The organism is Cytobacillus solani (assembly GCF_006704205.1).
Classification (GTDB): Bacteria; Bacillota; Bacilli; order Bacillales; family Cytobacillaceae; genus Cytobacillus; species Cytobacillus solani.
Map to the genome: position 1 here is coordinate 2,159,950 of NZ_CP041305.1, position 19,365 is coordinate 2,179,314.

Here is a 19,365-nt window from a genome sequence, read left to right on the forward strand (position 1 = left end):
GACAACAGATATAGAATACAGCAAAGAGGTTGAGGGGGAATTAAAGATGGAACGCAGTTTAACAATGGAGCTTGTCCGTGTAACTGAGGGTGCTGCCCTAGCATCTGCCCGTTGGATGGGGAGAGGGAAAAAGGATGAGGCAGATGATGCAGCAACTTCTGCTATGCGCGATGTCTTTGATACGGTTCCGATGAAAGGAACGGTTGTTATTGGGGAAGGGGAAATGGATGAAGCACCAATGCTTTATATTGGAGAAAAGCTTGGTACTGGCTATGGTCCCCGTGTAGATGTTGCTGTCGATCCACTTGAAGGAACAAATATTGTTGCATCTGGCGGATGGAATGCTTTAGCCGTTTTGGCTATTGCTGATCATGGCAATTTGCTTCATGCACCTGATATGTATATGGACAAAATTGCTGTAGGTCCAGAAGCAGTAGGCCAAATTGATATTAATGCCTCAGTTATTGATAATCTGAAAGCTGTCGCAAAGGCAAAGAATAAAGATATTTCAGATGTTGTCGCAACCGTATTAAATCGTCCGAGACATGATTATATTATCAGCCAGCTTCGTGAAGCAGGAGCAAGAATTAAGCTGATTAATGATGGCGATGTAGCTGGTGCGATTAACACAGCTTTTGATCATACAGGTGTAGACATTTTGTTTGGTTCTGGCGGAGCTCCTGAAGGTGTATTAGCAGCGGTAGCTTTAAAATGCCTTGGTGGAGAAATCCAAGGAAAGCTTATTCCGCAAAATGATACTGAAATTGAGCGCTGTCAGAAAATGGGGCTAGATATTAATAAGGTTCTTCTTATGGAAGATCTAGTTAAAGGCGATGATGCGATTTTTGCTGCTACTGGTGTAACCGATGGCGAGCTTTTACGCGGTGTTCAATTTAAAGGCTCTTACGGATCCACTCATTCAATCGTCATGCGTGCAAAATCAGGAACAGTACGTTTTATCGAAGGCCGTCATAGCCTTAAGAAAAAACCGAATCTTGTTATTCGTTAATCGATATAAGAAAAGCGGAAGCGCCTTGGTCATCGCCGTACAAACTGGAAGGACCGCGAATGAGATAAAGGAAACACGGTGAGCGAGAGCGAACCGATGTTGACGCAATCGTTGCGGAGGGGGCCTGAAGTTTGATAGGTGATAAGACGCTTGCGCTAGACAATTCTCTAACTCTAAAGTTATACTTTCTTATCTTTTAAAAAAAGGTCTGGCGAAGAGCCAGACCTATCATTTCATTACCCCTTCCTTATTTCTTCAATCAAAATTTAGTTGTGAAACCTCTTATAAAGGGGTAAAATAGAAATTGTTTTTCAAGTAGTAGAGGAATCCTCAAAAAATGACCATTCAACTTAGTTAATGATAGAAATATAGCTCCTTTTCCGGATCTATCCTCGGTTCTTTAATTACTTTTAGTAGAATTCATTACCTCAGGTAGAAAAGCGCAAGCGCCTTGTTCATCGCCGTACAAACTGGAAGGGACACGACTGAGATAAAGGAGACACAATGAGAGAAGCGAATTGATGTCGACTTATCGCAGGGAGGGGACCTGAAGTTTGATAGGCAATAGGCGCTGGAGCTAGACAATTCTCTAATTCCAAAGTTATACAATCTTATCTTTAAACAAAATCCCTTTTTCCTTTCCATAGTGATGGTTTTATTTGTGCGTATATCGAAAAAGAGATTGAAAATTCAAAAGTGTGGTGTCTATATGGGATTAAATATTTCAAGTTTAGAAAATATGAAGCTAAAAGAGCTTTATGAGCTTGCTCGTGAATATAAAGTATCTTATTACAGTAAATTATCAAAAAAGGAATTAATATTTGCCATTTTAAAGGCCCGAGCTGAAAAGGAAGGATACTTCTTTATGGAAGGTGTCCTTGAAATCATTCAGTCAGAAGGCTTTGGATTTTTGCGTCCAATCAACTATTCACCAAGCTCCGAGGACATCTATATATCGGCATCTCAGATCCGCCGCTTCGATTTAAGAAATGGAGATAAAGTTTCTGGTAAAGTTCGTCCTCCAAAAGAAAATGAACGATATTTTGGTCTTCTTCAAGTAGAAGCTGTCAATGGGGATGACCCAGAAACGGCAAAGGAACGTGTCCATTTCCCTGGATTAACGCCTTTATATCCAGATTTGCAGATGAAGCTTGAAACAACGCCTAAGCATCTATCCACTCGAATTATGGACGTGCTTGCACCTGTTGGATTTGGTCAGCGCGGATTGATTGTTGCTCCGCCAAAGGCAGGTAAAACGATGCTCTTAAAAGAGATTGCCAACAGTATTACCACGAATCACCCAGACGTTGAGTTAATCGTTTTATTAATTGATGAGCGTCCAGAAGAAGTAACAGATATTGAGCGATCTGTTGCAGGTGATGTGGTTAGCTCAACATTTGACGAGGTTCCTGAAAACCATATTAAAGTGGCCGAGCTTGTGCTTGAACGCGCGATGCGTCTTGTTGAACATAAGCGAGATGTAGTCATTTTGATGGACAGTATTACTAGGTTAGCAAGAGCGTATAACCTGGTAATCCCACCTAGCGGAAGAACATTATCAGGGGGGATTGACCCAGCAGCCTTCCACCGTCCGAAGCGTTTCTTCGGTGCGGCCCGTAATATTGAAGAAGGCGGAAGCTTAACCATTCTAGCTACAGCTCTAGTCGACACAGGTTCTCGTATGGACGATGTCATCTATGAAGAATTTAAAGGGACAGGGAATATGGAGCTTCATCTGGATCGTTCACTTGCTGAACGCAGAATTTTCCCTGCTATTGATATTCGCCGTTCAGGAACACGTAAAGAGGAGCTTCTCATTCAAAAGGATCATCTGGACAAGCTTTGGGCTATTAGAAAATCAATGTCTGATTCGCCTGATTTTGCTGAGAAGTTCTTGCGTAAGCTAAGACAGACTAAATCAAATGAAGAATTTTTTGCTAACCTCTCAGAGGAAATGAAGGCAAAGAAAAACGGGATTAAGTAATAACATAGGGTAATTTCCAAACCAATTATTTCCCTTTCCTAGGAAACAAGAAATCAAATATTGCAAAATAGGTTTGGCCTTGTTATAATAATTCCAGTGTGTTTTTAGGTTATACGGCATCGACATGATTGCCCGTACTATATACTCTGTTTCAGTATGATTCAGGGCGGAAGGAGATGAAAAGAATGAAAGCAGGAATTCATCCAAATTACAATAAAGCAATGGTGAAATGTGCTTGCGGTAACGAGTTCGAAACAGGTTCTGTTCAAAAAGAGATCCGTGTTGAAACTTGTTCTGAATGCCATCCATTCTATACAGGACGTCAAAAATTCGCTGAAGCTGGCGGACGTGTTGATCGTTTCAATAAAAAATACGGCATTAAGCAACAATAATAACAACCAAAACAGGCAAGTTTTCTTTCTTGCCTGTTTTTTATTGCCCTTTCATACTTTAGAAAAGCACAAGCGCTTTGATCATCGCCGTACAAACGCAGAAGGGCTCCGACTGAGATAAAGGAAACACGGTAAGCGTAAGCGAACCGATGTTGACGCAATCGTTGCGGAGGGGACCTGAAGTTTGATAGGCGATAGGCGCTGGAGCTAGACAATCCGAAATGCGGAGGCGGCTTGCTCAGGGGCGACAAGCATAAGACGAATCGGCAGGAAGGCTGCTCTTTAGCCTTCTTGACGAGTTGGCTTATGACCTCGAGCCCCTAGCCGCCGTAGCTAGACAATTCTCTAACTCCAAAGTTATACTTTCCTATCTCATAATAATGTCTTTTGACAGTGTCATTTTAGGATACTTAGAGATAATATATAATGCAACATTGTAAGGAGGAGAGGCCGTTCATGTATGTGATGAAGCATCATGGGTGGGTAGAAGTCATTTGTGGGAGCATGTTCTCTGGTAAATCGGAAGAACTAATCCGCCGTGTGCGCAGAGCTCAATTTGCTAAACAAAAAATTGTAGTATTTAAACCGCAAATAGACAATCGCTACAGTGACGAAGAAGTCGTTTCCCATAATGGGACTGCTTTTACAGCAATCCCCATTTCCCACTCAACCGATATTTTTCAACATATTAATTCCGAAGTAGATGTGATTGCTATTGATGAAGTCCAGTTTTTTGATTCAGAGGTTGTGAAGGTGATTCAGCACTTAGCTAATAGCGGTCATCGAGTGATTGCAGCCGGTCTTGATCAGGATTTCCGCGGAGAGCCATTTGGCCAGATGCCAGCATTGATGGCTATTGCTGAATTGGTTACGAAGCTGCAGGCTGTTTGTGCGGTATGCGGATCGCCAGCAAGCCGCACTCAACGCTTGATTAATGGCAAACCAGCTTCCTATGATGATCCCGTAATTTTAGTTGGTGCCTCCGAAGCGTACGAGCCTCGCTGCCGTCACCATCACGAGGTTCCGAAATCTCCTAGTCTCAGCTACGGGAAGGAAACATCCACTTCCATTTCATAATGCAAATACATTTTACGTTCTGTCTGAATGAGTTCAGGCAGTTTTTTTATGGCAAAAAATGAGCTTTGGCTGATAAAGTGATAAAATTCCCTGATAAACCACACAATTTGTCTGATAAAAATAATTTGCAGTTATATTTTAGCTCGAGCAGCTTCCAAAAAATATTGCTTAAAAACCAAAATGCGATATATTAGTTATATGTAAAACTGACATAAATTTTTAACATTAGAGGTGAAATGAATTGCGTCCGATTATTTTAGGCGTGTTTGCTGCTTTCTTTTTTGCTTTTACTTTTATTTTGAATCGGTCAATGGAGCTATCGGGAGGCAGCTGGATTTGGAGTGCTTCGCTTCGCTATTTATTTATGGTCCCCTTTCTTCTTATTCTTGTTATGTGGCGAAGAAATTTGAAGCCACTTTTGCTTGAGATGAAAAGAAATCCGGGTATTTGGTTTTTGTGGAGCATTATTGGCTTTGGTTTATTCTATGCGCCATTAAGTTTTGCAGCTGCTTATGGGCCTGGCTGGCTTGTTGCAGGGACATGGCAAATAACCATTGTTTCGGGGGCTTTGCTTTCTCCTTTATTTTTCGAGACTAGGCAAACGGAAAGTGGTCCAGTGAGGATTCGAAGCAAAATACCGATTGTTGGCTTGATGATGTCTATCCTCATCTTAATAGGTGTAGGAGTCATGCAAATAGAGCATGCGGGTCATTTATCGGCAAAAGCAATTATTTGGGGTGTCCTGCCGGTAATCATTGCTTCCTTTGCTTATCCGCTTGGGAATCGGAAAATGATGGAGGTATGTCAAAATCGATTGGATGCCTATCAGCGCGTTTTGGGGATGACGTTAGCAAGTTTGCCCTTCTGGCTTCTTCTTTCTGTTTATGGCGCTGCAACGGTCGGTATGCCTAGTATGGGACAAACGATTCAATCGCTACTGGTCGCAGTTTGTTCAGGTGTGATGGCAACTGTCCTCTTTTTCAAAGCAACTGACTTGGTGAAGGGGAATATGCCTAAATTGGCTGCAGTTGAAGCAACCCAGTCATTTGAAGTATTGTTTGCCATATCCGGTGAATGGCTGATATTATCTGCACCGCTGCCTTCCTATTTGTCATGGATTGGTATGCTTCTTGTCATTATTGGCATGGTTTCGCATAGCTATGTTTCACAAAGAGAGATTCCGATTAAGCTACCAATCGTAAAATATAAGTCAGTTTAATTGGAATTGACTTTATATAGTACTGATTGATATATTGGTTTCATGAAAACAATAAAAACGATTGAACGACCAGCATTAAGAGATCAAGTGTATGATTCATTAAAAAAAGCGATTATTACTTTGGAGCTGGAACCGGGTCAGCGCATTAAAGATAAGGATTTGGCAGCTGAATTTGGCGTCAGCCGAACCCCTGTTAGAGAGGCGCTTAAAAGACTCGAAGATGAAGGGCTTGTTGAGTCGCTGCCAGGTTCTCAAACGCGAATTACAGAAATTCATTTAGAGGAGGCGAAAAACGCATTCACTGTTGTGGCTGCTTTGCAAAGTTTAGCGGCACGGCTTGCAGTTCCCATCATTTCTGATGAAGACATTCAATTAATGGAAGAAAGCAACATGGAATTGCGTAAAGCATTAGAGAAAAAAGATGTGATTCAAGCAGTGGAAGCAGATGATCAATTTCATGCTGTTTTGCTAAAGGCTTCAAGAAATGATGAAATTGAACGGGCGTTGGATCGAATCATTTCAAAGGTGAGGAGGCTGGAGTTTTCAAAATTCAGCTCAGTTGATGCAGAACAATCACTTGAGGAGCATAAAGCAATTATACTCGCATGCCAAAAGAAGGATTACATCCTGGCTAGCTCTTTAGTGGAGGAAAACTGGCTAAGTTTAGGAAGAATTCTTGTTGGTGATGCTGAACACAAAAAAAATAATGAGTAGTGGAGAGTGTAACGAAGGTTATGCTCTTTTTTATTCAGCTTATTTAAATACAGAATAATCTGATTAGTATATTGACCATTAATCCAAAATGCGATATATTGGTTTTAAGAAAGAGCCTATTTCTAGATCCTTTCATTCATAGATCATCCTCCCAACTTGATAGAATCATAGGTTCTTTACAGGTTCAGTGATAGAAAAACACTTTTTTCAATGGATATTTTTTAAAGAACATGATTGAGGAGGAATGTAGAATGAGTTCTGTGACGAAAGCGGCTGAAAACTATGAAATTCATGATTCCAAGGTGTTAGACTGGGCAAAGGATCTAATTGAAAAAAGCTCTTCCCCTCGTTTAATTCAGAAAGAGATCATCAATGCTGTCGATCGAAATGCGATTTGGAGAGGTGAGGAATGTCTCAATTTATTGGCTCCGGAAGCGCCAACGAGTCCGACGGTTCGGCAATTGCTTGCATCTGAGGTAGGCACACGGGCTGCCGAAGGGCATATTGGACCGACACAAAGATGGTTTTCCGGTACGAAATACATTGATGAAATTGAATCTCTCTGTGTGGAGCTTCTGAAAAAAGTATTTAAAAGCAAGTATGCGGATCATCGCTTAGTTGCAAGTATGATTGGGAATATGACCGTGTATGCAGCCTTAACGAAGCCGGGGGATACTATTTTAACCATTGCACAGCCATTTGGCGGTCACTCCAGTAACCGGTATGATGGTCCGGCGGGGATTCGCGGTTTGAATATTTACGATGTTCCAATGGATCCAATTGACTTAGTCGTAAATATCGATGAGTTTGCAAAGGTTGCTAGAGAAGTAAAACCGCGGTTAGTAACACTTGGTGCTTCGATGACGTTATTTCCGTTTCCGCTAAAGGAAATGTCTGAAATTGTGAGTGAATGGGGTGGGAAGATTTTCTTTGATGGTGCCCACCAGCTTGGACTCATTGGCGGTGGACAGTTCCAAGATCCGCTAAATGAGGGTGCATGCATTATGACTGGTTCCGCCGGAAAAACATTTAGCGGTCCACAAAGCGGAATCATTGTCTGGAATGATCCAGAATTAACACAGCCTGTTTGTGATACGATTTTCCCTGCGCTTGCTGCGACACATCAAGTAAACCGTGTAGCTGCTTTAGCGGCATCTGCTGCAGAATTTTTAGCTTTTGGCAACGAGTATATGGCACAAATAGTTGCGAACGCAAAGGCGTTAGCAAAAGCATTGTATGATCGAGGCATTTCTGTACTTGGTTCTCATAAAGGTTTTACAGAGACACATCAAGTGATTCTTGATGTGAAACGTTTTGGCGGCGGTTTAGAGGTGGCCCACAAACTTGCGAAAGCCAATATTATTACGAATAAAAATTTGATTCCTAGTGACAAGCCTGAGGACTGGGATTATCCGAGTGGTTTACGGATTGGAACAATTGAAATTACTCGTTTGGGAATGAAGGAAGCTGAAATGGACATCATCGCTGACTACATCGTTAGTGTCTTAGAAGGAAGAGATACAGTCGAGGATATTCGAAAACGTGTGATTGAAATGCGGTCTGGATACCAAAAGATTCATTATTGCTTTGATTAAAACATTTTTAGTGAGACCTTCTGAGTAATCGGAAGGTTTTTTTCTGTTCTGGAAGGTGAAATGCTTGATAAATGAAGTCAATTGCTAGATAAACTTGAAAAAATGCTCGTAAAACTAGAAAAGGTACTCGATAAAATGAAAAAGTTGCTCGATAACCTTTTCACAAGTAACCAATGCCTTTCTTAATTTGTTTTTGACTGCATCTTTCACCTATACTATAATTAGAATGTTATGGATTTGTGTATAAATGAACAAAAATAACTTACTTTATATAGACTGCCCGGAAATTACATCCGAGGATTAATGGAAAAATTGAGGTGAAATGCTGTGTTTGATCGTCTTCAATCAGTGGAGGACCGCTATGAAAGATTAAATGAGCTTTTGAGTGATCCGGATATTGTAAATGATCCAAAAAAATTACGTGAATATTCGAAAGAACAATCAGATATACAAGAGACTGTTGAGGTGTATCGTGAATATAAAGAGGTACGCGAACAGCAGCAAGATGCGAAAGCTATGCTTGAGGAAAAATTAGATGCAGATATGCGTGAAATGGTAAAGGAAGAGTTGGGTGAGCTTGAAGAGAAGGTAGAGGATCTTGAAGCCCGTCTGAAGATTCTTCTCATTCCGAAAGACCCGAATGATGATAAAAACGTAATTATGGAAATCCGTGGAGCTGCGGGCGGAGATGAAGCTGCTCTATTCGCTGGCGATTTATACCGTATGTACAGCCGTTTTGCAGAGATGCAAGGCTGGAAAACAGAAGTAATTGATGCGAACACGACAGGTGTTGGCGGATATAAAGAGATCATTTTCATGATTAACGGAAATGGCGCTTATTCAAAATTAAAATTTGAAAATGGTGCGCACCGAGTACAGCGTGTCCCAGAAACCGAGTCAGGTGGCCGTATTCATACGTCAACAGCGACTGTTGCTGTTCTTCCTGAAGCGGAAGAAGTGGAAATTGAAATTCATGACAAGGACATCCGTGTTGATACATTTGCTTCTAGCGGACCAGGAGGACAAAGTGTAAATACAACCATGTCAGCTGTCCGTCTGACTCACTTGCCGACAGGAACGGTTGTTTCATGTCAGGATGAAAAATCACAAATTAAGAATAAAGAAAAGGCAATGAAAGTATTGCGTGCCCGTGTATACGATAAATTCCAGCAGGAAGCACAGGCAGAATATGACCAAGTTCGTAAATCAGCTGTTGGTACAGGGGACCGTTCTGAACGGATCCGTACGTATAACTTCCCGCAAAACCGTGTAACCGATCACCGCATTGGCTTAACGATTCAAAAGCTAGACCAAATTCTTTCAGGAAAGCTAGATGAAGTGATCGATGCATTAATTCTTGAAGAACAATCTGCGAAGCTTGAAAGTGCTTCTAATGAGTAATGAAGCAATGAAAGTGTATGAAGCCCTCCATTGGGCTTCTTCTTTTTTAAAAGAAAAAAGTCGGGATGAAAATGCGGGAGAATTATTGCTACAGCATTATATGGGGATGAACCGAGCAAGCTTCTTGGCGAGTCTGCGTGATGAACTGGATGCGAATGTTTTTGAGGATTTTAAGAAGGGTGTTTTTCTCCATGCGGAGGGGAAGCCAATTCAATATATTATTGGCTATGAAGAATTTTATGGCCGCAGCTTTCAGGTCAACGAGGATGTTCTAATTCCACGGCCGGAAACGGAAGAGTTGGTTTTTGGCGCACTAAAGCGGATGGATAGACTATTTGGCGAGCGGAAGGCACTTGAAATAGCCGATATTGGAACAGGCAGCGGTGCGATTGCCATTACGCTGAAGCTTGAAAAAACAGATTTACAAGTGATAGCGACTGATATTTATGAACCAACACTAGCTTTAGCAGCAGAAAATGCAAAAGCGCTTGGAGCGGACATTCAATTTGTTGAAGGGGATCTCCTAGAGCCGTTAATGACCAGTGGAAAAAAGTTCGATGTTGTGATCTCGAATCCTCCGTATATTCCAATCCGTGATATGGAGTGGATGTCAGAGGTCGTCTGGGAGCATGAACCCCATCGCGCATTGTTTGCTGGTACAGATGGCCTTGATATATACAAAAGGTTAATCGAATCACTGCCTGAAGTATTAAAAAATGAGGCGCTAGTCGGTTTTGAAGTCGGGGCGGGGCAAAGCAGGGCAGTTGCCGAATTACTTGAGCAAGCTTTTCCACAGGCAGATATAGAAATTGTTCACGACATAAACGGAAAAGACCGAATTGTCTTCGCTGCTATCCGGTGTTAGGCACTGCTCGTGGACGAAAACTGTAGTTTGTCCCGTACATGAGACCGAATGGACTTAAAATAAAAAAGTGCCCTCTGTGGAAGAGCGAATATACTGGATTTGCTCTTCTGCGGTGCCAGGGACTTTTTTAAATTTTAATAGTTTAAGATTCTGTCATTTTGTCCACACTGGGTTAGTGAAGGGGCGGTGTCAGAATTGAAAACAAAAATGATCGTGAATTTATATATTATTATTCTATGCTTAGGAACGATAGCAAGTTTATATATACCGAAAAACGAGGTGGTGGCGGATGAGCCGCTTGTCATACCGAATGAGGCCATTAGGCTGCGGATTCTAGCAAATAGTGATAGTGAATCTGATCAGGCAATTAAAAGGCTTGTCAGGGATGCAGTCAATGCAGAAATTACAAAGTGGGTAGCGGAATTAACGTCAATTGAAGAGGCACGTAATTTAATTCGCTCACGTCTGCCTGAGATTCAGAAAATAGCAGAAAGTGTAGTAGAAAAGGAACAATCATCTCAGTCTGTGAAAGCTAAATTTGGAAAGGTAGACTTTCCTACAAAACTTTATGGACAATTCCTTTATCCAGCCGGGGAGTATGAAGCCATCTTAATCACTCTTGGAGAAGGAAATGGAGCCAACTGGTGGTGTGTATTATTTCCGCCGTTATGCTTTCTGGACTTTTCAAACGGTGTCGCTGTAAGCGATGGCTTTGAAGGAGAAGAAGCAGAAAAGATCAGCGCTGAAACAGAGGTAAAGGCAGAGAATAAGATAGAAACAGAAACAGTAGAAATAACAGAAGAGGAAAAGGAAGAGCCTGAACCAGAACTAGTAAAAGAAGAAATAGAAGAGGAAGAACCTCCTGTATATGCAGAAGAAGACGAACAGCCAGTAGAAGTGAAGTTTTTCATAAAAGAGCTTTGGGACAATCTATTTAGCTGAAAGCCTTGGCAAGTGCAAGGCTTTTTTTCTTTTAAAGCAGTTCTACTTTCTCTATTTTTCCATATTCATAGAAATAGAATATGAAAAATGGGGTGGGTCGAAATGGAGACTATCATTCGCTGCGCACAAACAGAGGATATTGCGAGATTGGAAATATTTTTAGAAGAGGCAGGATTAAGCAAGGATGGTGTGCAAGCATCAATTGACTATTTTTTACTAATGGAGAATCAAATAGGGGAAATGAAAGCCACACTAGGGATTGAACCGCTCGGAAAAGTGGGTCTGCTTCGTTCGCTTGCGATGCGGCCGGATTGCACGGAAAAAGATTTATTTCTTCTTTTTGAGCAAATCTTCATTTTAGCAAGAGATAGACAGTTAAATACACTCTATTTAGCCTCCAATAAAAAGAGCTCAATCGAAATTTTCCGCTTGATTGGATTTACCGAGGAAATAATAGAAAACTTACCTGAGGAGCTTTTTCAGTCTGAACATGTAAAACATATTTTAACTGTGGACAACTCCTTCTTTTTGAAATTATCCATCTAAATTGTGGGTATCTTTCCAAAGTTATTCACAAAAACGCTCAATCTATCCACAATTTGTGGATAATACTTGAGTTATCCTCTATCTTCTTTTATACTTTCAAAAGTAAACAACAGAAAAAATCACGGGAAATAAAGGAATAACCCCTTCTAATTTTCGTGATTAATGAAGGTGGAGCTGAATGAATACAAAACGATGGTCGGTGGATAAATATGTGGATGATCAAGATAGTTATCCACAAATCTCACAGGCTGCCGATCTTTTAATAAACAATGAAGTGGTCGCCTTTCCAACTGAAACAGTGTACGGTTTAGGTGGAAATGCAGAAAATGATGAGGCAGTCGCAAAAATTTTCGCTGCAAAAGGGAGACCGAGTGATAATCCGCTTATTATCCACATTGCTAAAGAAGAGCAGCTGAATGCTTTTGTTGAAAAAATACCTGAGAAAGCTGCACAATTAATGAAGCAGTTTTGGCCAGGTCCATTAACCCTGATTTTTAAAAATAAAGCGGGATCACTTTCAGATAAAGCAACAGCTGGCTTATCCACAGTTGCGGTCCGAATGCCAGATCATCCAGTGGCGTTAGCGATTATAAGTGCAGCAGGGCTTCCTGTTGCAGCTCCTAGTGCCAATCGGTCTGGAAGGCCAAGTCCAACAACAGCTGAGCATGTATGGGAGGATTTGAACGGAAAGATCGCTGGGCTAGTTGACGGTGGACCAACCGGAGTAGGAGTTGAATCGACTGTAGTTGATTGCACAGAATTCATTCCTGTTATCTTAAGACCTGGCGGTGTAACGAAGGAGCAGCTTGAAGCGGTGATTGGTGAGGTAAGCGTTGATCCAGCACTTGTGGATAAAGGTGAGGCTCCGAAATCTCCGGGAATGAAATATCGCCATTATGCACCAGATGCGCCGCTTACTCTTGTGAATGGGACAAGGGAGTATATCCAGGAGCTTGTGGATAAAAAGAAAGCTGAAGGTTTATCTGTGGGTATTTTAACAACTGAGGAGAATCTGGGTTTTTACAGGGCCGATTATGTGATTGCCTGTGGAAAACGGGCTGACTTGAATTCGGTTGCAAGTTCTCTATATGATGTGTTAAGGAAATTTAATAATACAAATGCCGATGTGCTTTTTAGTGAAATGTTTCCACAGGAGGGTGTGGGGCATGCGATTATGAACCGCCTAATGAAGGCGGCTGGTCACCGTGTGATAAATAGCTGAGCCGTTCCTATTGAAGGAGCGGTTCTTTTCATACACCTGGAAATGATCTAATCTGATATTGTTAATATCTTTGTTGATTTCTGCCTTGAACGGCTTTTCATTTAACGGTGATTATTCTTCTAAAATCCTTTGGACGTGCATATGCTGAATTAGCAAGTCCAAGGGGGAGGAAGAATGGGAGAAATGTTTGGTGTAATATTCACACTGACCTTAATGGCATTTGCCTTAGCAATGGATGCCTTTTCAGTCGGTCTAGGGATGGGGATGTTTAAGCTTCGCCTTAGGCAAATTTTCAAAATCGGTATGATCATAGGTTTTTTCCATATTTGGATGCCTCTCTTAGGGATGATAGCCGGCAAGTTTTTATCCAATAAATTTGGAGAGTTTGCTACCTATGTAGGTGGGGGCTTGCTTCTTCTATTAGGAATTCAAATGATCTGGTCAGGATTTAAAAAAGAAGATACTAGTATGATCACTCCAGTTGGCTGGGGTTTAATTCTATTTGGCTTTACTGTTAGCCTAGACAGCTTTTCCGTTGGGTTAACTCTAGGTATTTATGGGGCACAAACAGTCCTAGTACTCGCGTGCTTCGGCATTACAGCAACCATTCTTACATGGCTTGGCTTACTCATTGGCAGAAAGGTACAAGGGTGGTTGGGATCATACAGTGAAGCCCTTGGCGGCAGCATCCTCCTCGCTTTTGGAATTAAACTGCTTATAGGTTAACAAGTGTGACGAGTGGTGCTTGGCAATGCTCGTGGACAAATTGCGCAGATGTTTGTGTGTGAGATGGACAGTCCAGAAACACGTAGTCAGCTTGTTTTTGTCGAATATTCTTTGTTAAGAAGGGGAAAACGGCTCCCTTTCTTTTTTTGTAATGGACTAATAAAATTTTTGTCGAAGAACACTATTGAATCTGGGAGTTTTGACTTATAATGGTGGAAAGGAGGCACACCTATGACTCGCGTTTTATTTGTTTGTACAGGAAATACGTGTCGGAGCCCGATGGCTGAGGCCATTTTGAAAAGCAAGAATCTCCCAGGAATTGAAGTGAAATCCGCTGGTGTGTATGCAATGGATGGGAGTGCAGCATCGGAAAATACAAGAAAAGTCCTAGCGGAGCATGGAATTGTGTTTGATTCCCATCAGGCGTCGATGCTAAATGATGAGCTAGTGAGTTGGACGAGCTACATTATCACGATGACAGCAAGCCATAAAGCGGCAGTGATCAGTATGTTTCCAGATGCTGCAGGGAAAATCTTTACCTTAAAGGAATTTGCAATTGGAAATAGCAAGAGTGATATTGCTGATCCTTTTGGCGGGCCAATTGAACAATACAGACACACTTATAATGAAATGAATGACATGATGATAAAAATAATTCAACGGCTACAAACAGAAAACAGGTAAGTAGGGGGACAATAATGGAGGAGAAACATAAATATAAATTTGGTTTGAGAAAGAAACTTGTACTGTTTATTACTACATTGGCAATTATTACTTATACAACAAGTGCTTTCTTTATTTACTTTTTATACCCGCTGATCCAGGAATCCCTTCCATTTGGGGAAGTTTGGTTTACGATCATCACGCTTAGCCTTGGAATTATTTGGTCAGGGATCTTAGCCTTTTTCGCAGCCGGCTTTATTGTGAAGCCTTTACAAAAGTTAGAAAAAATGGCTTTAAAAGCAGCTCAAGGCAATATTCAAGAAGATGTAGAACTAGCAAAATCAGACGATGAAATTCGTTCGCTTGGAAAGGCCTTCAATGATATGCTTTCAAACTTGAGGGAAATGGTTCATCAAATCGATGAGAATTTCCGTGAAACAAATGATAAAGTCATTGCTATTTCAAAGGAATCTTCCTTTGCAGCAGATCAAGTCGATTCGATTTCGCGAACAATCAACGAAATATCTATTGGAGCTGACAACTCAGCCATTTCGATTCAATCAACAGCCGAATCGGTTGAAGATGTCATTCGAATTGCCGAAGAGGTGCAAGAAAAGGCTAAAGCATCTGAATTAGTTTCCACAGAAATGGTTCAGGATCTTTATAATTCTAAGAAGATCATTCATGACCTTATTTCAGGAATTGAAAATCTGGCCAAGGAAAACCAGCAATCTCTTCAAACAGTCCAACGCTTAGAAGAAAATGCAGCAAAGGTTGAACAAATCATCCAGCTTGTTGGTGATATAGCAGCGCAAACGAACTTGCTCGCTTTAAATGCTTCAATTGAAGCAGCACGTGCGGGTGAACACGGAAAAGGCTTTGCCGTTGTTGCCGAAGAAGTCCGCAAGCTTGCAGATGAAAGTGCCACGGCTGTACAAGGCATTTCGGAATTAATTAAAAACATTCAGGGAGAAGTCCAGAATGTCGTGCGCCAAATTTCAGAGCAGGTCGACACGGCAAACAATGAAGCGAAAAAAGGTACGGAAACAAATAAAGTCATTGAAGAAATGACAAAAACCGTGAATGAAATGGCTGAATCTGTTTCAACGATAACGATCTTAGTAGATCGTCAAATGGAAAGCATTCAGCATACTTCCACACAATCACAGGAAGTAGCAGCCATTGCCGAAGAAACATCTGCAGGTGCCCAAGAGGTGGCAACAGCAACCGAACAGCAGACAAAAGTCATGGCCAATGTAGAATGTCTTGCAAATGAGCTCAAAGGCCAAGCGGAAAAATTGAAAAATACCATCACGAGATTTCAGATTTAATTGAAAGCAGCCTTCGTTCATGAAGGCTTTTTTCTTTATAACTTAAATTTTCGGTCAGCCTTTACAAGTCAATCCCTCTTTATAATATTTGCTTTTTGTGCCAAAATAAGAGCAGGTTATAAAAGTTAGGTTTATTTTAGGAGGATTAAAGATGAAAGTAGCGATTGCATCAGACCATGGCGGAGTAAATATTCGCGAGGAAATAAAAGATTTAATGAAAGAAATGGGTATTGAATTTGAAGACTTTGGCTGTGAATGCGAAACGTCTGTAGATTACCCTGATTATGCCCTTCCTGTTGCGGAGAAGGTGGCAAACGGAGAATTTGATAAAGGCATTTTGATTTGCGGAACAGGCATCGGCATGAGCATTGCGGCTAACAAGGTAAAAGGCATTCGCTGTGCGCTCGTTCATGATCTTTTCAGTGCAAAAGCAACACGTGAGCATAATGACAGCAATATGCTTGCTATGGGCGAACGTGTCATTGGACCAGGACTGGCGAGGGAAATCGCGAAGGTTTGGCTGACAACGGATTATGAAGGCGGACGCCATGAAAATCGTGTTGGAAAAATTAAAGAATACGAAAACAAATAGAAACAAAGCTTCCGAGAAAGGGTGAGCCTTTATGACGGAATCCATTCAAACATGGGAAGAACAGCTGCGCACGATTCTCCGTGAATTTGCGGATCAAGTTCAGCTGACAGACAAGCATCTTTTTGTTGTTGGCTGCAGTACGAGTGAAGTGGCTGGAAAGAAAATTGGCACAGCAGGTACGGAGCAAGTGGCAGAAATGATTTTTACCCAGCTGAAAAAATATCAGGAGCAAACAGGTGTTGCTCTTGCCTTCCAATGCTGTGAACATCTAAACAGGGCGTTAGTTGTTGAACGAAAAACTGCGGAAGAAAGAAAGCTCTCCGAAGTAAGTGTTATCCCTGTAAGAAAAGCGGGCGGTGCAATGGCCACTTATGCGTTTGAACACTTTAAGGACCCCGTTATGGTTGAACATATCGCTGCTGATGCAGGAGTGGATATCGGGGATACATTTATCGGTATGCACTTAAAGCATGTCGCTGTCCCGATAAGAACCTCACAGAAATGTATGGGGGAAGCACATGTGACATTGGCAAAAACAAGGCCCAAACTTATTGGCGGTGCTCGCGCTGTGTATGAAAGAAGCCAAGCAAATGAGTCATGCAGATAGTAAAAGCCTTTGCAAAACGCAATGGCTTTTCCTTTTGGATGAGAAAACCGCTTACGATTGTTTCTATTCTTCTTTTCATTACAAAAACATGATAAGATATAATAGAATTTTCAAAATAGGACGTTACATATCTATTGAAAAGAGTTTAGTCGAAAAGGGAGGATTCTATAATGAAGCATTTAGCACAACAGGATGAACAAGTTTTTCAATCGATTCAAGATGAGTTAGGACGTCAAAGAACGAAGATTGAATTAATTGCTTCTGAAAACTTTGTCAGTGAAGCGGTAATGGAAGCACAAGGATCTGTGCTGACGAATAAATATGCTGAAGGCTATCCAGGCAGACGCTATTACGGCGGATGTGAACACGTGGATGTCGTAGAGAACCTGGCTCGTGATCGTGCGAAGCAAATTTTTGGTGCTGAACATGTAAATGTACAGCCTCATTCAGGTGCACAAGCGAATATGGCTGTTTACTTTACAATTTTAGAACAAGGCGATACGGTCCTTGGTATGAATCTTTCCCATGGCGGTCATTTAACACATGGAAGCCCTGTTAACTTTAGTGGCATTCAATATAACTTTGTTGAGTATGGTGTCGATGAAAAGACACATTTGATTGATTACGATGTGGTTCTTGAAAAGGCCCGTGAGCATCAACCGAAATTGATTGTTGCTGGAGCAAGCGCATACCCGCGTGCAATTGACTTCAAACGTTTCCGTGAGATTGCCGATGAAGTCGGTGCGTATTTAATGGTCGATATGGCTCATATCGCAGGTCTAGTTGCAGCTGGTCTTCATCAGAATCCAGTTCCTTATGCAGATTTCGTAACTACAACCACACATAAAACACTTCGTGGTCCACGAGGCGGAATGATTCTTTGTAAAGAAGAATACGCGAAGAAAATTGACAAGTCGATTTTCCCTGGGATCCAAGGCGGTCCATTAATGCATGTCATTGCTGCAAAAGCGGTTGCATTTGGTGAAGCGCTTCAGGATGATTTCAAAGGTTATGCAGGAGAAATAATTGCCAATGCGAAGCATCTGGCAGAAGGTCTTCAGAAGGAAGGAATTGACCTTGTTTCTGGTGGTACTGATAATCATTTATTGCTCGTTGATCTTCGTTCACTTGGCTTAACTGGAAAAGTTGCTGAAAAAGTGCTAGATGAAGTGGGCATCACAGTAAATAAAAATACAATTCCTTTCGATCCGGAAAGTCCATTTGTAACTAGCGGCATTCGTATCGGGACAGCTGCGGTTACATCTCGCGGCTTCGGTGCAAAGGAAATGGAAGAAATCGCTTCTATCATTGCCTTTACATTGAAAAATCATGAAGATGAAGGCAAGCTTGAAGAGGCAACCAAGCGTGTCGAAGCATTAACAAGCAACTTTACTTTATATCCTGAAAGATAGTCTTTACAAGCTGCTCTTCGAAAAGAAGGGCAGTTTTTTTTATTGAAAAATTTTAGTAGATAAAGCAGAGCAAAGGTCAAATGCTCGATAAAACAAAAAAGCTGCTTGATAAAATGATTGAAATGCTAGACAAAACATGAAAGTTGGTAGATAAATGACAGAGACTGCTAGATAAGGTGAATCCAAATGATGATTTGCCTGATGATACACGATAAAAGTAAACGAACCAAAAAACTTTTAACGAATCTCAAACTTTTTACACTGATAGTTGCCCTGATTATTTTTTTTCTGTAAAATTAGACGAAGTGTTAGAACGAACCATTTTACATATTGAAAAGGAGAGAATGTTCATGGCAAAGGTATACGTATTTGATCACCCACTTATTCAGCATAAACTTACATATATTCGTGATAAAGCAACAGGAACGAAGGAATTCCGCGAGCTTGTTGATGAGGTTGCTACATTAATGGCATTCGAAATTACAAGAGATATGCCGCTTGAGGAAACTGAAATTGATACACCAGTAAGCCGTACAAAGTCAAAAATTCTGGCTGGGAAAAAAATGGGGATTATTCCAATCCTCCGTGCGGGAATTGGAATGGTCGATGGGATATTAAAGTTGATTCCAGCAGCAAAGGTTGGCCATATCGGACTTTATCGTGATCCTGAGACATTGAAGCCAATCGAATATTATGTAAAGCTTCCAAGTGATGTGGAAGAAAGAGATTTCATCGTTGTTGACCCAATGCTTGCAACAGGCGGTTCTGCAGTGGAAGCAATCAATTCTTTGAAAAAGCGCGGAGGCAAACATATTAAATTCATGTGCCTAGTTGCTGCTCCAGAAGGAGTGAAAGCACTGCAAGAGGCACACCCGGATGTAGATATTTACATTGCTGCGCTTGATGAAAAGCTGAATGATCATGGCTATATCGTGCCAGGACTTGGTGATGCTGGCGATCGTTTATTCGGGACAAAATAATTCTAGGTGATATCTGTATCACTTTAATAAAAGAAGGCTGACCTGATTTTGGGTTAGCCTTTCTTTATTTTTACATCTTCACATATTC

At 41.3% G+C, this 19,365-nt stretch carries 19 protein-coding genes; all 19 read left to right on the top strand.

Going from position 1 to position 19,365, the window contains the following annotated elements:
• The first annotated feature begins 46 nt into the window (after nucleotides 1-46).
• The 19 genes from glpX to upp all read left to right on the top strand — a co-directional run bounded on the left by glpX (nucleotide 47) and on the right by upp (nucleotide 19,277).
• The gene (gene glpX / locus FI644_RS11050) at nucleotides 47-1,009 is read left to right on the top strand and encodes a class II fructose-bisphosphatase (RefSeq protein WP_053478527.1); all 963 of its coding nucleotides are present in this window, start codon (nucleotides 47-49) and stop codon (nucleotides 1,007-1,009) included.
• A gap of 709 nt (nucleotides 1,010-1,718) precedes the next feature.
• Nucleotides 1,719-2,993, top strand: coding sequence for a transcription termination factor Rho (gene rho / locus FI644_RS11055; RefSeq protein ID WP_053478528.1), 1,275 nt, complete (start codon nucleotides 1,719-1,721; stop codon nucleotides 2,991-2,993).
• 185 nt (nucleotides 2,994-3,178) lie between these two features.
• A complete protein-coding gene (rpmE, locus tag FI644_RS11060; protein WP_053478529.1) occupies nucleotides 3,179-3,385 on the top strand; it encodes a 50S ribosomal protein L31 in 207 nt (68 codons plus the stop codon).
• Between the two features lie 456 nt (nucleotides 3,386-3,841).
• The gene (locus FI644_RS11065) at nucleotides 3,842-4,462 is read left to right on the top strand and encodes a thymidine kinase (protein ID WP_053478530.1); all 621 of its coding nucleotides are present in this window, start codon (nucleotides 3,842-3,844) and stop codon (nucleotides 4,460-4,462) included.
• A 241-nt stretch (nucleotides 4,463-4,703) separates the two neighbouring features.
• Entirely contained in the window at nucleotides 4,704-5,681 is a 978-nt protein-coding gene (locus FI644_RS11070) for a DMT family transporter (RefSeq protein ID WP_142108309.1), read from the top strand.
• A 42-nt stretch (nucleotides 5,682-5,723) separates the two neighbouring features.
• Nucleotides 5,724-6,395 (top strand): GntR family transcriptional regulator, encoded by a 672-nt coding sequence (locus tag FI644_RS11075; RefSeq protein WP_053478532.1) that lies wholly within the window; start codon nucleotides 5,724-5,726, stop codon nucleotides 6,393-6,395.
• A gap of 251 nt (nucleotides 6,396-6,646) precedes the next feature.
• Nucleotides 6,647-7,990, top strand: coding sequence for a serine hydroxymethyltransferase (gene glyA, locus FI644_RS11080; protein WP_142108310.1), 1,344 nt, complete (start codon nucleotides 6,647-6,649; stop codon nucleotides 7,988-7,990).
• Nucleotides 7,991-8,317: 327 nt separating this feature from the next.
• Nucleotides 8,318-9,391 (top strand): peptide chain release factor 1, encoded by a 1,074-nt coding sequence (prfA, locus tag FI644_RS11085; protein WP_053478534.1) that lies wholly within the window; start codon nucleotides 8,318-8,320, stop codon nucleotides 9,389-9,391.
• A complete protein-coding gene (gene prmC / locus FI644_RS11090; RefSeq protein WP_305791047.1) occupies nucleotides 9,384-10,256 on the top strand; it encodes a peptide chain release factor N(5)-glutamine methyltransferase in 873 nt (290 codons plus the stop codon). Before prfA ends, prmC begins: the two co-directional genes overlap by 8 nt.
• Before the next feature lie 195 nt (nucleotides 10,257-10,451).
• The gene (spoIIR, locus tag FI644_RS11095) at nucleotides 10,452-11,198 is read left to right on the top strand and encodes a stage II sporulation protein R (protein ID WP_246067045.1); all 747 of its coding nucleotides are present in this window, start codon (nucleotides 10,452-10,454) and stop codon (nucleotides 11,196-11,198) included.
• A 102-nt stretch (nucleotides 11,199-11,300) separates the two neighbouring features.
• Entirely contained in the window at nucleotides 11,301-11,744 is a 444-nt protein-coding gene (locus FI644_RS11100; RefSeq protein ID WP_056686800.1) for a GNAT family N-acetyltransferase, read from the top strand.
• Between the two features lie 178 nt (nucleotides 11,745-11,922).
• The gene (locus FI644_RS11105) at nucleotides 11,923-12,966 is read left to right on the top strand and encodes an L-threonylcarbamoyladenylate synthase (protein ID WP_142108311.1); all 1,044 of its coding nucleotides are present in this window, start codon (nucleotides 11,923-11,925) and stop codon (nucleotides 12,964-12,966) included.
• Between the two features lie 174 nt (nucleotides 12,967-13,140).
• Nucleotides 13,141-13,692: a manganese efflux pump MntP gene (locus tag FI644_RS11110; protein ID WP_056686797.1), complete on the top strand. Its 552-nt coding sequence runs from the start codon at nucleotides 13,141-13,143 to the stop codon at nucleotides 13,690-13,692.
• Nucleotides 13,693-13,923: 231 nt separating this feature from the next.
• On the top strand, nucleotides 13,924-14,376 hold the full coding sequence (locus FI644_RS11115; protein ID WP_056686794.1) for a low molecular weight protein arginine phosphatase: 453 nt from the start codon (nucleotides 13,924-13,926) through the stop codon (nucleotides 14,374-14,376).
• A 14-nt stretch (nucleotides 14,377-14,390) separates the two neighbouring features.
• Nucleotides 14,391-15,686, top strand: a complete 1,296-nt coding sequence (locus FI644_RS11120; RefSeq protein ID WP_142108312.1) for a methyl-accepting chemotaxis protein — start codon at nucleotides 14,391-14,393, stop codon at nucleotides 15,684-15,686.
• A 151-nt stretch (nucleotides 15,687-15,837) separates the two neighbouring features.
• On the top strand, nucleotides 15,838-16,278 hold the full coding sequence (gene rpiB, locus FI644_RS11125; RefSeq protein ID WP_053478540.1) for a ribose 5-phosphate isomerase B: 441 nt from the start codon (nucleotides 15,838-15,840) through the stop codon (nucleotides 16,276-16,278).
• A gap of 31 nt (nucleotides 16,279-16,309) precedes the next feature.
• On the top strand, nucleotides 16,310-16,885 hold the full coding sequence (locus FI644_RS11130) for a TIGR01440 family protein (RefSeq protein ID WP_056686789.1): 576 nt from the start codon (nucleotides 16,310-16,312) through the stop codon (nucleotides 16,883-16,885).
• A gap of 170 nt (nucleotides 16,886-17,055) precedes the next feature.
• A complete protein-coding gene (glyA, locus tag FI644_RS11135) occupies nucleotides 17,056-18,297 on the top strand; it encodes a serine hydroxymethyltransferase (RefSeq protein WP_056686786.1) in 1,242 nt (413 codons plus the stop codon).
• Between the two features lie 350 nt (nucleotides 18,298-18,647).
• The gene (gene upp, locus FI644_RS11140; protein ID WP_053478543.1) at nucleotides 18,648-19,277 is read left to right on the top strand and encodes a uracil phosphoribosyltransferase; all 630 of its coding nucleotides are present in this window, start codon (nucleotides 18,648-18,650) and stop codon (nucleotides 19,275-19,277) included.
• Nucleotides 19,278-19,365 lie beyond the last annotated feature (88 nt).

Bases quoted from the DNA above. Each gene is read 5' to 3' on its own strand.
- glpX (WP_053478527.1), top strand. From the start codon at position 47: ATGGAACGCAGTTTAACAATGGAGCTTGTCCGTGTAACTGAGGGTGCT.
- rho (WP_053478528.1), top strand. From the start codon at position 1,719: ATGGGATTAAATATTTCAAGTTTAGAAAATATGAAGCTAAAAGAGCTT.
- rpmE (WP_053478529.1), top strand. From the start codon at position 3,179: ATGAAAGCAGGAATTCATCCAAATTACAATAAAGCAATGGTGAAATGT.
- FI644_RS11065 (WP_053478530.1), top strand. From the start codon at position 3,842: ATGTATGTGATGAAGCATCATGGGTGGGTAGAAGTCATTTGTGGGAGC.
- FI644_RS11075 (WP_053478532.1), top strand. From the start codon at position 5,724: ATGAAAACAATAAAAACGATTGAACGACCAGCATTAAGAGATCAAGTG.
- glyA (WP_142108310.1), top strand. From the start codon at position 6,647: ATGAGTTCTGTGACGAAAGCGGCTGAAAACTATGAAATTCATGATTCC.
- prmC (WP_305791047.1), top strand. From the start codon at position 9,384: ATGAGTAATGAAGCAATGAAAGTGTATGAAGCCCTCCATTGGGCTTCT.
- FI644_RS11100 (WP_056686800.1), top strand. From the start codon at position 11,301: ATGGAGACTATCATTCGCTGCGCACAAACAGAGGATATTGCGAGATTG.
- FI644_RS11105 (WP_142108311.1), top strand. From the start codon at position 11,923: ATGAATACAAAACGATGGTCGGTGGATAAATATGTGGATGATCAAGAT.
- FI644_RS11110 (WP_056686797.1), top strand. From the start codon at position 13,141: ATGGGAGAAATGTTTGGTGTAATATTCACACTGACCTTAATGGCATTT.
- FI644_RS11115 (WP_056686794.1), top strand. From the start codon at position 13,924: ATGACTCGCGTTTTATTTGTTTGTACAGGAAATACGTGTCGGAGCCCG.
- FI644_RS11120 (WP_142108312.1), top strand. From the start codon at position 14,391: ATGGAGGAGAAACATAAATATAAATTTGGTTTGAGAAAGAAACTTGTA.
- rpiB (WP_053478540.1), top strand. From the start codon at position 15,838: ATGAAAGTAGCGATTGCATCAGACCATGGCGGAGTAAATATTCGCGAG.
- FI644_RS11130 (WP_056686789.1), top strand. From the start codon at position 16,310: ATGACGGAATCCATTCAAACATGGGAAGAACAGCTGCGCACGATTCTC.
- glyA (WP_056686786.1), top strand. From the start codon at position 17,056: ATGAAGCATTTAGCACAACAGGATGAACAAGTTTTTCAATCGATTCAA.
- upp (WP_053478543.1), top strand. From the start codon at position 18,648: ATGGCAAAGGTATACGTATTTGATCACCCACTTATTCAGCATAAACTT.